Source organism: Corynebacterium marquesiae (assembly GCF_030229635.1).
GTDB lineage: Bacteria > Actinomycetota > Actinomycetes > Mycobacteriales > Mycobacteriaceae > Corynebacterium > Corynebacterium marquesiae.
The window spans coordinates 19330-32964 of record NZ_JASPII010000012.1 but is presented as its reverse complement, the minus strand read 5'-3'; the positions used below and the strand labels follow the sequence as shown (position 1 = coordinate 32964).

The 13635-nt window shown below is 59.9% G+C and carries 10 protein-coding genes; 8 read left to right on the top strand and 2 right to left on the bottom strand.

Annotated elements, in window-relative coordinates; translation table 11 throughout:
* Positions 1-152 precede the first annotated feature (152 nt).
* Positions 153-2726, top strand: a complete 2574-nt coding sequence (locus QP971_RS08615; protein ID WP_284811380.1) for a hypothetical protein — start codon at positions 153-155, stop codon at positions 2724-2726.
* A gap of 10 nt (positions 2727-2736) precedes the next feature.
* On the top strand, positions 2737-3369 hold the full coding sequence (locus tag QP971_RS08610; protein WP_284811382.1) for an MOSC domain-containing protein: 633 nt from the start codon (positions 2737-2739) through the stop codon (positions 3367-3369).
* A 285-nt stretch (positions 3370-3654) separates the two neighbouring features.
* On the opposite strand, the gene QP971_RS08605 is transcribed toward QP971_RS08610, so the two are convergent.
* Entirely contained in the window at positions 3655-4866 is a 1212-nt protein-coding gene (locus tag QP971_RS08605) for an MFS transporter (protein ID WP_284811384.1), read from the bottom strand.
* Between the two features lie 263 nt (positions 4867-5129).
* On the bottom strand, positions 5130-6611 hold the full coding sequence (locus QP971_RS08600) for an NAD-dependent succinate-semialdehyde dehydrogenase (RefSeq protein ID WP_431831084.1): 1482 nt from the start codon (positions 6609-6611) through the stop codon (positions 5130-5132).
* A 323-nt stretch (positions 6612-6934) separates the two neighbouring features.
* On the opposite strand from QP971_RS08600, the gene QP971_RS08595 reads away from it, so the two are divergent.
* The 6 genes from QP971_RS08595 to trpA are packed head-to-tail and all read left to right on the top strand — an operon-like array spanning position 6935 to position 13623.
* Positions 6935-8452: an anthranilate synthase component 1 gene (locus tag QP971_RS08595; RefSeq protein ID WP_284811388.1), complete on the top strand. Its 1518-nt coding sequence runs from the start codon at positions 6935-6937 to the stop codon at positions 8450-8452.
* Complete coding sequence (locus tag QP971_RS08590) at positions 8449-9096, top strand: anthranilate synthase component II (protein ID WP_284811390.1); 648 nt, start codon at positions 8449-8451, stop codon at positions 9094-9096. The genes QP971_RS08595 and QP971_RS08590 overlap by 4 nt, the downstream gene beginning before the upstream one ends.
* Position 9097: 1 nt before the next feature.
* Positions 9098-10132 carry an anthranilate phosphoribosyltransferase gene (gene trpD / locus QP971_RS08585; RefSeq protein WP_284811392.1) on the top strand — a complete coding sequence of 345 codons (1035 nt, stop codon included), beginning with the start codon at positions 9098-9100 and terminating at the stop codon, positions 10130-10132.
* Positions 10132-11538, top strand: a complete 1407-nt coding sequence (trpCF, locus tag QP971_RS08580; RefSeq protein ID WP_284811395.1) for a bifunctional indole-3-glycerol-phosphate synthase TrpC/phosphoribosylanthranilate isomerase TrpF — start codon at positions 10132-10134, stop codon at positions 11536-11538. Before trpD ends, trpCF begins: the two co-directional genes overlap by 1 nt.
* Positions 11539-11551: 13 nt before the next feature.
* A complete protein-coding gene (trpB, locus tag QP971_RS08575; protein WP_284811396.1) occupies positions 11552-12757 on the top strand; it encodes a tryptophan synthase subunit beta in 1206 nt (401 codons plus the stop codon).
* Positions 12757-13623, top strand: a complete 867-nt coding sequence (gene trpA / locus QP971_RS08570; protein ID WP_284811398.1) for a tryptophan synthase subunit alpha — start codon at positions 12757-12759, stop codon at positions 13621-13623. The genes trpB and trpA overlap by 1 nt, the downstream gene beginning before the upstream one ends.
* The last annotated feature ends 12 nt before the right edge of the window (positions 13624-13635 follow it).

Genomic DNA, 13635 nt, shown 5'->3' with positions numbered 1-13635 from the left:
CATCCCGGCGCGGGGTAGTTCGCTATGCTTTCCGCGTTCCGCAGGGCACGCACATCCAAAATCCCCGCCGTATTCGCCCCCGCTTTTCGCATCATTTCCGCCGCTCGCAGCCAAAATGCAGATCTGCATGAAAATGATCTAGGCTGGGGTAAATGAGCCAGGAGAAGTTTCGCAGCCAGCTATCATCTTTTGCAGACGCAGCGGTTTTCCAGGGGATCCCGCACCTGCGCCTCTCCCCAGCTACCGACACATTGGAGCTGTACCTACCGGCCGTAACCGCAGGTTATGAGCCAGAAGATCCCCAGTGGACCGTGACCGCACAGCTGCTCAATGGCAGCGAGGACACCCGCAAGTTCTACTACGTGGAGGGCGAGGAGCCCGGCTTGTGGATCAGCATGCCGCGGGCCTTTAGCCACCTCAGCGTCTCCTTTGAGGAGCACACAGTGGAATTCGCCGGCGTGGCCAATGGCGGCCTGTTGTTGGATTCCACCCATCGGCCAGTCGATACCACCACAGCGGTAGCCAAGGGTTCTTATACCTTCATCACCCCCACCGGCACGGAGCTTGCTAAGGCCAAGGTCGGCGAGGCCCGTCCCCACGGCGCATGGGAGGGCTGGACCATCGCCCCGGTAGAGGTCAGCCAGTCTTTCACCGTGGAGGTTCCGCGCCAGGAACCCGCGACCATCAAGGTGTCCGGCAGCCCTGATTTTGCCTGGGACATGGCCGTCAAGACGCTACCCAATGCCCATGGCCTAGATGGCGAACTGGTCTATACCCAGTCCCCGCGGATCATCGCCAATACGGATCTCAGCATGGAGCTGACCTATGTCCCCATTGGGGGGGAAGAGGAGGCCGTGCTGGAGGATGAACTACCGGAGGGCATCCACGAGGTGCTCCCCGCAGACGCCTTCGAGGATCCCTGGGTAGGCCGCTACCGCTTCACCCTGTACAAGGACGAGGAACTGGTGGATATCCAGTACCTCAACTTTGCGGAGTCGCTGCACATGCGTGCCAAGAACGAGGGCCCGCGCGGCACCAACTTCCGCTTTATCGACGCCCTGGGCAACCTTTCGCCGTTTAGCTATGCCTTGGCTTCTGCGCCGGGCAAGGCTATCCAGATGGAAAAGGGCCAGCGCGTCTTTGGCGGAGACGAAAGCGTGCGCGAGGAGACCGTCGGCAGTGAAGCCGGCTATGAGCTGACCTTCCAGGTGGAGCCGGCGACGATTCGCACCCGCGTCAAACGTACCGCGGCCGAGCCCGTAGATTACCTGGATAAGCAGGTCATCCTCGCGGACCAGCTCGATGCCGATGCACTTTTTACCATCCACTCACCGGAGCCCCTGCCGCTGGCAAAGTTCGTGGTTATTGATAAAAACCAGAAGATTAGGGACCTTGTCACCGCCAATGGCTCTACGGAGGCCGCCACCAGCCTGTCCGTGCCTAACCGCGCGCTGAAGTCGGCGCTGACGAAGAAGACCTCGCTGGAGCTCTACCTCCTGTGGTCCACGTTGTCCTATGAGGAATACCTCGAAGGACTGCCGGAAAAGGAGCGCGCAGCGCACCAAAAGCGCAGCTTTGAGCGTCGCGTCATGGAATATGAGGCCACCGCGGCCAGCGACCTCATTTATGCCGCCATCGCCACCGTGCGCAAGGCGCCGTTGGTCGCCCGCGCAACCATTGAGGACGGCATCCTCGTCCCCGAGCAGACGCATGAGGAGGAGGTAGAGCTGCTGGCTTGGGCGTGGCCGCTGGGCAATCCTGCGGGCGAGCCGCAACCGCTGGAACCCACGGAGGAAGGCTTCGAGCTGCCCGAGGAGCTGCTGAACGCCGGCCACCTCATCGTGGACTTCCGCGAGGATGAGCCGGCCAGCGACTTAGCCGCGCCACAGTACCCGCCGGCTAGCGCCCTCATCATCTTCCAGGACGGCGAAACCGAAAACACCGAAGGTATGTGGCCTACCTACGCGGCCATGCGCCGCCTCGCGCCCAAGGCCAAGGAAACCTTCGAGGGAATCATCAAGGAGATTGAGGCGGATCCGCGCGCCAGCATGGACGCCCTTATGGCCGCAGACTTTGAGCCAGGGCAGCGCATGCGCGCCTTTGTCCGCACCGGCTTGGTCTCCCGCACCTTCCGCCGCGAGGAGCCGGCCACCGAGCCTTCCTCACTCTTGGCCGCGCTTGCCGACGCCGCCCATGACTACGTCGAAGCCCACGGCTCCGCCTCCCTCGCGCGCGTGCCGTCCACCGGCGTCGACGATGTCACCCGCCCCATGCTGCTGATGAGTGCAACGGGCGAGGCACCTACGCCAGCAATGGACAGCGACCAGCTCTGCGATGATGCCCACCGCATCGCCGCACTGCGCGAGTGCTTTGCCAATGACCTTGCGCTCACCCGCCTGGGCACCATTTCTAACCTGCGTAGCACCGCAATGCAGCTGCGGGTGACGCTGCAACAGCTGGGCGTCGATAAGTCCGTCCTGCATACCCTGCTCGCGCTGGACGCCTTTGGCGATGGCAATTCGGAGCTCGGCGATTCCGCCTGGATGCCGTTTATTTCCTATGTCTTTGCCATCACGGCGCGCGGAGTGGCCAATGGCAAGCTGGCGGACCCTGCTTTCGCCGCCACGCTTGACGACGCCCTCCCACAGCTCGCCGAGGCCGTCTCCCTCGCCCCGCAGCTGTTCTACCGCGATATTCTCACCGCGGAGGCGCTCACACTCAGCTAGGGTGACAGGCATGCAGGTCGTCTCCACCAATGTCGCCGTCCGCCGGCCGGACCCGAGCGGGCGGCATGAGTTCTCGGGCATCGACAAAAGGCCGCAGGATTTCATCGATCTTGCAGCACCCGGCCCCCATTATGGCGATGGTTCCGGCGTGCGCGGCGATATAATTGGTGACGCCAAACATCACGGCGGCAACGATAAAGCCGTCTACGCCTACTCCCGCGAGGAACTGGATCACTGGCAATCTGAACTTTCCCGCCCGCTGGCCTCCGGGAGCTTTGGCGAAAATCTCACCACGCAGGGCATCGATCTGTCTGCTCTGCTCATCAATCAGCGCGTGTGCATCGGTACTGCCGTGCTTGAGGTATCCGTGCCCCGCCAACCGTGTGCCACCTTCGCCGGCTGGCTAGGGGAGCGCGGCTGGCTCAAGCGCTGGACCGCGCGTGGCGACTGCGGCACCTACCTGCGCATCATCTCCCCCGGCCGCATTCACCCCGGCGACGCCATTGAGTTGGATACCCCGCCTAGCCATGACATCACCATGCGCATGGCCTTCGCCGCCAAGATGGGCGACCGCGCCCTTGCCCGGCGCGTTATCGATGCTGGCTGCCTGCCCGCTCACCAACAGAACTCGCTTCGCACCTAGTTACACAAGCACCCATAGTCCGCCATGTCGAGCTCAGCAATGTCCCGTTGTCGCACCCGCACTCGATGAGCCCAAACATCCAATAGGGGAATGGGACCGTTAATCAGCACATCCATGCGCAGCGGATCTCGACGCATACTCTACGTCCGAAACCGCAGGCTGTGTCAGGGCCTTTAGCTTACCGGCGAGGCCAGCACCCTCTTCTTGCCCGGAGTGCGCACAAAACAAAAGCACGCCAGCGATTAGCGCTGGCGTGCTTTACATGCTGAGTGCGAAGGAGGGGGGTTACTTTCCCTCTTCAAAGCTCAGATGGTGCCCCTTAGCCTTCGGGAAGCGGCCGTGCACGAAGAAGTAGTAGATAGCGGCGATGACCACGAGACCCGCGAGAATGAGATACATCGTGTCAAAGCCAGTTGCCGCAACGATGGGGCCCAAGCCAAACGGGGCCAGGCCAATGCCGAGGTCCATGAGCAGGAACATGGTGGAGATACCGGCGCCCAACTGCGCGGCAGACACCGAGCGCACGGAGATGGCTTGGCAGGCGGGGCTGAGGGTGCCGAAACCCAAGCCGGTGCAGGCGCCCGCGACCACCAGCATGACGTCATTGGTGGGGAAGCCCATGATCAGCAGGGCCACGACAAAGGCGGCCAAGCCGAGGTACATTACGGCATTATCACCCTTATGGTCCTGGATACGGCCCAAGAAGAAGCGCATGATGAGCATCGTGACCGCATAGCCGATAAAGAAGAGCCCTGCGCCGGTGGCCAGGTCTTCCTTGCGGGCGTAGGCGTTGAGGTAGGTCACCACGCCGGAGTAGGCGATGCCGACTAGGAGCATGAATAGACCGATAGGAACCACGTTGGGGTGCACGGCATTGCGCAGACTAAAGGCCGGCTTTTCGGAGGAAACTTCGGCCGGATAGCGCAGCACCAAGGCCAGGATCAGGGAAGCAATATTTGCACCAAGGGCGACAGCAAAAAGCGTGGTGTAGCCGATGTTATTAGCCAATAACAGGCCGATAGCTGGACCAAACGCGGTTGCCAGGGTAGTGCCCAGGGCGAAGTATCCGGTGCCTTCCGCACGGCGTTCGTGTGGGATAACGGACTGCGCCACGGCCATAAGTGCGGTGGAGGTCAAGGCATAGGCCGCGCCGTGCACCATTCGCACGATAATCAAGACCGCAACATTATGCGCAAAAAAGTACGCCACAGCTACTACTGTGACGAAGGCTAGGGAAGCCAAGGCCGCCTTCTTGTGGCCCACGCGGTCCACGATCCAGCCGGAGAACACGCGCATGCACGTCGCGCCCAAAACAAAGGCACTGGAGGCGAAACCGCCCACGGTATCCGATGCCCCGAAACTCTCTACCGCGTAGAGGGCCATGGTGGTTACGAACAGGTAAAAGACCAAGAACTGACAAAAATTGGCCACCCACGCGAGGACAAACGTAGGCGTAATCAGCGGCGGCTTAGCCGCTGAAGATTCGGTAGGCGTCATATACTCACTCCAAATAACAAAAAGAAAATTCCCTCTCCACGCGCTGGCCATAAGGCCGCGCATCGCAGACGAAGGAAATAGAAATTGAATTATACGGAGAGGCACTATACGCCCCGCAGCCTGCAAAAGTTAATTGAAAAGCTTTCCAGGTCCTTATCGACGCCGCCCTCGTGCAGGTGGCTACCGGCAATCGCCGTAACTTGAGCCGGGTCGCGAAAAGGGGACCCGGCTGGTTTCTCCCGCCTTGTTAATCGCTCAAATCTCTAGGCACCGGTATAAGGATCACGGATACCCAAGTACTGCACCGAGGTATATTCCTCAATACCCTCGGCGCCGCCTTCGCGTCCTAAACCAGATTGCTTGACGCCGCCGAATGGGGCAGCGGCATTAGAGATGACACCGGCATTGAATCCCATCAAACCAAACTCGAGGCCGTCGGCAACGCGCCAGAGGCGATCGGAATCCTCCGTATATACATAGGAGGCAAGTCCGTACTCCGTATCGTTCGCAATCTCTAGCGCTTCCGATTCATCCTTGAAGGTAAGGATGGGCGCAATCGGTCCAAAGATTTCTTCCTGAGCCACGCGAGTTTCACGTGAAACATTGCTCAGGATAGTGGGCGCATAGAAGTGACCCGCACCCTCGCCGCGGCTGCCACCGGTGACAACGGTCGCACCCTTGTCCACCGCATCCTCAACCAGGGCTGCAACATTGTCGAGCGCCTTAGCCTCAATGAGCGGACCACACGTCACGCCTTGGTCCATGCCATCGCCAACGACGAGCTTCTCAAACTCTGTTGCCAGCTTCTGCGTAAACTCCTCCGCCACGGACTCGTGCACCAAGAAGCGATTGGCCGCGGTGCAGGCCTCGCCGATATTGCGCATCTTGGCGCCCATGGCTCCCGCAACCGCTTGGTCAATATCCGCATCCTCGAAAACAATGAACGGTGCATTACCGCCTAGCTCCATAGAGGTGCGCAAGACATTGTCCGCGGCACCCTTGAGAAGGGTTTTGCCCACTGGGGTAGAACCGGTGAAGGAGAGCTTGCGCAAGCGGGCGTCGGCAAGCAAGGGCTCCGAAATCGCCGAAGCGGAGCTGCCAGAGACAACATTGAGCACGCCCTTCGGCAGGCCGGCATCGAGCATGGTCTGCGCGAAGTACTGCGCGGTGAGCGGCGTCAGCTTGGCCGGCTTCAGGACCATGGTGCAGCCCGCGGCAACGGCCGGGGCAACCTTTCGGGTGGCCATGGCGAGGGGGAAGTTCCACGGCGTAATCAAAAGGCACGGACCCACGGGCTTGCGGCGGGTAACCATGCGCAAGGTGCCTTCCGGGACAGGAGAGTAGCGGCCGTAAGCGCGCGTGGCTTCCTCGCTAAACCACCGCAAATATTCCGCGCCGTAGGTGACCTCACCTTGGGACTCAGCAAAAGGCTTTCCCATTTCAAGGGTCATCAGGGTGGCGAACTCATCGGCGCGCTCGTGTACCAATTCAAAGGCGCGGCGGAGAATATCGGCGCGCTCGCGCGGGGTGGTGCGCGCCCACTCATCTTGTACCGCACAGGCAGCATCGAGGGCAGCCACCGCATCATCAGAATTACCGGAAGACAGCGTGGCGATGGTCGCGCCCGTCGCCGGATTTTCTACGTCAAAGGTCTCGCCGGAGGACGCGTCGCGCCACTGTCCGCCAATCAAAAGCTGAGTGGGGACCTTCGCTAGTAGTTCCTTCTGATCGATGCTCATATTCATCACCTTTCTCCATTGCGTGAATGCACTCCACAGTACCGCGATTCGTTAGCTGGTTTTCTTGGTTCGGCGCCAAGCACAAGCGCATAGGGGGAGAGGATGAATATTTTTATCGATTACCTGACAGGCTATAGAAACGTAGGTTAGTATGACCGATATGAAGAAGATGACTACTGCTTGGTGGTGGCGCGCGTAACCCGCGGGCCTTATTCCACCTCCCATTTTTAGGCTCGCATTCTGCGGGCCTTTTTGCGTTTTAGTGCCCCTGCTCGCGGAAGCTCACTATCCATTTCCCGGTTTCCCTCACCCACCGAAAGGGCACTGCAATGCCATACACCGCCACTCGCGATATCTCCTACAGCAGCGATGCGGCCGCAATCTTTGACGGCCTCGCACAACCGCACGACTCCCTATTGCTCGAGAGCGCAGACATTGAGACCAAGAAGAATCTCAATTGCCTTGCCGTACTCAAGGCGGCCCTGAAAGTAACGTGCTACGGCCAGAGGGTCGAGGTACGCGCTCTCACGGAAGCAGGGGAGACGCTCCTTCCTTCCCTCGAGGACCGGTTCCACCATCGCCTAGTTTCACGTGAAACGACCGCTGCGGTTTTCGAATTCTCGCTGTCCACACAGCCCGACGAGCGGGAACGGCTTCTTGCCGAATCTACCGCCGATATTTTGCGGTTCCTGCAATTAGAAGCCAATTATTCCTCTCCTTTATTGCCGTTCCTTGGGGGTGGATTCGCCTATGACTACCTCGCTACTTTCGAGGAACTGCCCGAGGTTGAGCCCGGGGCCAACACCTACCCGGACTTTGAATTCTTGGTAGCCCAAACGGTCCTCGCAGTCGACCACCTACAAGGAACTGCACACCTAGAAGGCTGGGACATCGACGACAAGCGCCTGCAGGAAGAGTTGGATTCTCTTGCCTCACTGCCGGTGGCTGCTCGTCCCACGGCGCCGCAAAGGGAAAAGATCCGGGCGGTGGCCGATGTGAATGATGCGGGGTTTCGGGCGGACGTCGACAAGCTTAAAGGCAATATTCACGCCGGCGATATCTACCAAGTAGTGCCCGCGCGCGCCTTCACCGTGGAATGCCCCAACGCCCTGGCTGCCTACCGGGCGCTGCGCGAGACCAACCCCTCGCCCTATATGTTCTACGTCCGCGGTGCCGTCTATGAGCTCTTCGGCGCCTCGCCAGAATCAAATCTCAAGTTCACGCCGGAAGATGGGCAGATTCAGCTCTATCCCATCGCCGGAACCCGGCCGCGCGGGCTCAACCCGGATGGCAGCATCAACCATGAACTAGATATCCGCAACGAGCTGGACATGCGTACAGACCAGAAGGAGATTGCGGAACACACGATGCTGGTAGACCTAGCGCGCAATGACCTCGCTCGCGTGGCCGTGCCCCGCAGCCGGCAGGTGGCAGAACTCCTGCACGTTGACCGCTACTCGCGAGTAATGCACTTGGTCTCCCGCGTCACGGCGACGCTCCACCCGGACTTCGATGCGCTCGATGCCTACCGCGCGTGCATGAACATGGGAACGCTTACGGGAGCGCCCAAACTTCGCGCCACCGAACTGGTGCGCTGCACGGAGGGAAAGCGCCGCGGCTCCTATGGCGGGGCGGTGGGATACCTGCGCGGCGATGGAGCCATGGATAACTGCATCGTCATCCGCTCGGCCTACGTCCAGGACGGCACCGCAGTTGTGCAGGCCGGCGCCGGCGTGGTCAAGGATTCAGTGCCGCAAGCCGAGGCCGATGAAACGGTGCATAAGGCCTACGCCGTCCTCCATGCCATCGCCATGGCACACGGAGCCGAATTGGAGGTACAGCGATGAGCTCGCCGCATATTGTCCTTCTGGATAACCACGATTCTTTTGTCTACAACCTCGTCGATGCCCTCGCTCGATTCGATACCACCGTGTTTCGCAATACCGTAGCGGTGCACGACGTGCTGCACGCGCAACCCGACATTATTGTGCTTTCCCCGGGCCCCGGTCATCCTCGGGATGCCGGCTGCATGATGGAACTTATCGACGCCACCCTAGGCACCACCCCGATCCTCGGCGTATGCCTCGGCTTCCAAGCGCTACTCGAGCACCACGGCGGCGCGGTCGAACCGTGCGGCCCCGTACACGGGAAGTCCCTCCCGATGACCCTGACCGAGGCCGGCGTTATGCACCCCGTCTTTCAGGGCCTTGCCACCGATACCGAACCGGACCAACCGGATCACTTAGGTACGCAAGTTCCGGTGGCGCGCTATCACTCGCTTGGATGTACGGACCTCCCTCGGGGGATGCGTTGTCTCGCGCGTACGTCCACAGACATCGGAGAGGTAGCCATGGCAGCCGAAACGGACGACGGTAGGGCCCTCGGCTTGCAGTTCCACCCCGAGTCCATCCTTACGCCCCGCGGCCCCGCCATGCTTGAGCGTTGCATTAACCAACTATATACACCCCCAACTATGGATACGGAGCACTAAAATGAATCACACACCCCTGCGTACCTTGCAAGCCTTCCTGAATAATTCTCAGCCCACCATCGAAGAAGCCATGGAGGTATTTACCCCCTTGGCCGTGGGCGACTACGACGATATTCATATCGCGGCGCTACTTACCCATATCCGCACCCGCGGCGAGACCTTCGCAGACATTGCCGGCGCGGCCAAAGCTTTCTTGAAAGTGGGCTATCCATTCCCCATCACTGGAAAAGGACTCATGGATTCGGCCGGCACTGGGGGCGATGGCGCGAATACTATCAATATCACTACGGGCGCCTCCCTCGTTGCCGCCGCCGGGGGAGTGAAGATGATCAAGCATGGGAACCGCTCGGTCTCTTCCAAGTCGGGATCGGCCGATGTTCTCGAAGCCCTGAATATCCCTCTGGACCTAGACGCCGCCCGGGCAGTGCGCCAGTTTAAAGCTTCCAACTTCACGTTCCTATTCGCGCCAGCCTACAACCCAGCGGTCGCCCACGTACAACCGGTGCGCAAGGCGCTAGGCATCCCCACCATCTTCAATACACTAGGTCCCCTCCTGTCCCCAGGACGCCCATCACTGCAAATCATGGGCATCGCACACCCGGCCCAAGGCCAACTCATCGCGGAAGTCTTCCGAGAGCTCGGCCGGGAACGCGCCTTGGTCGTCCATGGTGCTGGCACGGATGAGATCGCTACCCACGGCACGACACAGGTCTGGGAGCTCAACGACGGCGAGATTGTCTCTTATGAGCTCGCCCCAGAAGACCTAGGCATCAAGCGCCACGAACTAGCGGACCTAGCCGGCGGCGACGGCGCCGCCAATGCCCAAGCCCTCCGTGCGGTTTTTGCCGGCCGTGGCGAGCCCGCCCATTGTGACGCCATTGCCGCCACCGCCGGCGCCATGTTTTACCTCAACGGGACCACGGAGACTATCGCGGCGGGAGTCACTCACGTAAAGGAACTGATTAGCAGCGGCACTGTTGAAGATTGGCTCGCGCTCCACGAGAACACCAACTATGCCGTAGGGGAGGAGAGTTGATGTCGGAAAATACTTTACCTACGGTGCTCGAGGAGATCGTCGCCCAGCGCCGCACTCACCTGCCCGCACTCCGGGAGCGGCTATCCCATGTGGACTTAGCTAGCGTGCCACGTTCGGAGCGTTCGCTTGCCGACGCCCTCCGTGGCACCAACCGCTTCATCTTAGAGTGCAAGTCTGCCTCGCCGTCCCTTGGCAAAATTCGCGAGAACTATCGCCCGGGCGATATTGCCCGGATCTACTCTCGCTACGCCTCCGCCATCTCGGTCTTGTGCGAGCCCGATCGGTTTGGCGGCGACTATGACCATCTACAGACTGTCGCGCTATCCACCCATGTGCCGGTGCTGTGCAAAGACTTCATTGTCGATCCCATCCAGGTCTATGCCGCGCGTTATTACGGCGCCGATGCCATCTTGCTCATGATGTCTATCGTCGACGATGACACCTACGGTGAGCTCAAGGCACTGGCGGAAGAACTCGGCCTTGACGTCTTGACTGAAGCCATCACCGAGGACGAAATCGATCGCGCGGTGAATTTTGGCGTCGATATCATCGGCATCAACAACCGCAATCTCCACGATCTCAGCATTGATTTAGGCCGCACCGAACGCCTAGCCCGTCATGTTCCACACGGAAAGGTGATAGTTTCCGAATCTGGAATCCGCGATAACGCCACCGTCCGCCGGTTAGGAGCCTACGCGCATGCCTTCCTTGTAGGCTCGCAGCTCACCTCCCAGGAGGACATCGATCGGGCGGCGCGCGACCTCGTCTTTGGTACCAATAAAGTATGTGGCCTTACCACCGCCTCCTCCGCACAAGCAGCCCGCGCTGCTGGAGCCCGCTATGGAGGCCTCATCTTCGCACCGGATTCGTCCCGCAGTGTTTCACGTGAAACCGCACAAAGCATCATTTCCACGGAACCAGAGTTGGAGTACGTAGCCGTGACGCGGTCTACGGATTTGGAGACGCTAGGAAACCTAGCCAGGATCCCCGGCCTCAAAGTTCTCCAGCTTCACGCCCCATTCCAAGGCAGTAGGGAAGCAGAGTTGGAATTCCTTCAAGATGTTCGCGGCGTCGCTGACGGTCTTAGCCTTTGGCGGGCCATCGACATGAATAACACTGACTTCGCTGCCTTGACACCGTACCTAGTACCAGAGGTAGGCGCTCTTGTCCTCGACTCCGGCAGTGGCGGGACGGGAACCACATTTGACTGGCGGACGATTCCCCCTGAAGTGAAGGAGAAAGCTCTCCTCGCCGGAGGACTCCGGGTAGAGAACCTCGAAGAGGCGCTGAGAGTCGGAACCTCGGGACTGGACCTCAACTCAGGCTTGGAGTATGCGCCCGGCCGCAAGGACTCCTCATTGATCGCCCAAGCCTTTAGCACCATCCGAAACTACACACACCCATAGAAAGAAGAGAACGATGACAGTTTCACGTGAAACGCTCCTTCCGGCATACTTTGGTGAATTCGGCGGACAGTTCGTCCCCGAATCCCTCATCCCAGCACTCGACCAACTTGAGAAGGCTTTTGTCGAAGCACAAAACGACCCAGCCTTTCACAAAGAGCTAAGCGCGCTATTGCGTGACTATCTCGGCCGTCCCACACCAATTACAGAGGCGAGGAACCTCGGGGGCAAGGCGCGCATCTTCCTCAAGCGTGAGGACCTCGTACACGGTGGAGCACACAAGACGAACCAAGTTCTCGGCCAGGCACTGCTAGCAAAGCGGATGGGGAAGACACGCATTATTGCGGAGACCGGAGCGGGCCAGCACGGCACCGCTACTGCACTTGCTTGCGCACTACTGGATCTCGAGTGCGTGGTGTACATGGGCGCGAAAGATGTGGCCCGACAGCAGCCAAATGTATTCCGTATGGAGCTGATGGGCGCGAAGGTCGTCGCCGTCGACACCGGATCCGGAACTCTTAAGGACGCGGTAAATGAAGCCCTCCGTGATTGGACCGCCACTTTCCATGAATCCCACTATCTCCTCGGTACCGCGGCCGGACCCCATCCATTCCCAACCATCGTCCGAGAGTTCCACAAGGTCATCTCTGAAGAGGCTAAGACCCAGATGCGTGAGCGCACCGGTGGGCTACCGGATGTAGTAGTGGCTTGCGTCGGCGGCGGTTCTAATGCAATCGGTATGTTCGCAGATTTTATTGAAGAAGAGGAAGTCGAACTCGTCGGCGCCGAACCTGGCGGCGAAGGCCTAGACTCCGGCAAGCACGGTGCCACCATCAACAACGGTACGGTTGGCATCCTCCACGGCGCGCGCAGCTACCTCATGCGCAACGCGGACGGCCAAGTGGAAGAATCCTATTCGATTTCCGCCGGACTCGACTACCCAGGTGTAGGACCACAGCACGCGCACTTACACGCCAGTGGCCGCGCACAATATGTCGGCATTACTGACGCCGAAGCACTCGAAGCATTCCAACTTCTTTCCACTAAGGAAGGCATCATTCCGGCCCTCGAATCCTCTCACGCGTTGGCCTACGCCTTGAAGCGTAAGGACGAGGACATCACCATTTTGGTCTCCCTTTCCGGCCGCGGCGATAAGGACATCGACTACGTTCGCCACACCCTTGAGAACCACCCAGAATTTAAGCTCCAGGAGAAGAACTAATGAGCACCCGATACGAAGACCTATTCCACTCACTACACAACAGGGGAGAGGGCGCTTTCGTCCCATTCCTCATGTTGGGCGATCCCACGCCGGAGCACACGCTGGCCATCGTGCGAACCGTCGTCGCGGCCGGAGCCGATGCATTGGAGCTAGGAGTTCCATTTTCTGACCCAATGGCCGACGGCCCCACCATTCAGGCCTCCCACCTTCGCGCGCTCGACGGCGGCGCCACCGTAGATTCCGCCTTAGAACAGGTGCGAACCATCCGCTCGGAATTTCCCGAGCTTCCCATTGGCATGCTCATCTACGGCAATGTGGCGTTCACTCGGGGTTTCGACCGCTTCTACGCCGAGTTTGCAGAAGCGGGCGCGGACAGCATCTTGCTTCCCGACGTCCCCGTGCGCGAAGGCGCTCCCTTCATCGCCGCAGCAGAAAAGGCCGGTATTGACCCAATCTTTATCGCCCCGGCCCGCGCTACTGCGCACACCCTCGAGGGCGTCGCTCAAAGCTCACGCGGCTATATCTACGCAGTATCGAGAGATGGAGTTACCGGCGCCGAAAAGGAATCCGAAACTATTGGGCTCGAAGAAGTCGTCGCCAACATCAAAAGATTCGATGGACCTCCGGTACTGCTAGGATTCGGCATTTCCGAGCCGCAACACGTGCGCGATGCCGTGACCGCTGGGGCAGCGGGCGCCATTACTGGCTCCGCAATCACCAAGATTATCGATCGCCACGTTTCACGTGAAACAGACGCGGAAGGCAGGCCAGTGGAAGGAACTCCAAGCCGCATTTCCGACGAGAGAGCATTGCATCAGGAACTCGCCGAGTATGTAGCTCGCATGAAGGCAGCGACTCAAGAGTAGTCCTGAAGACGC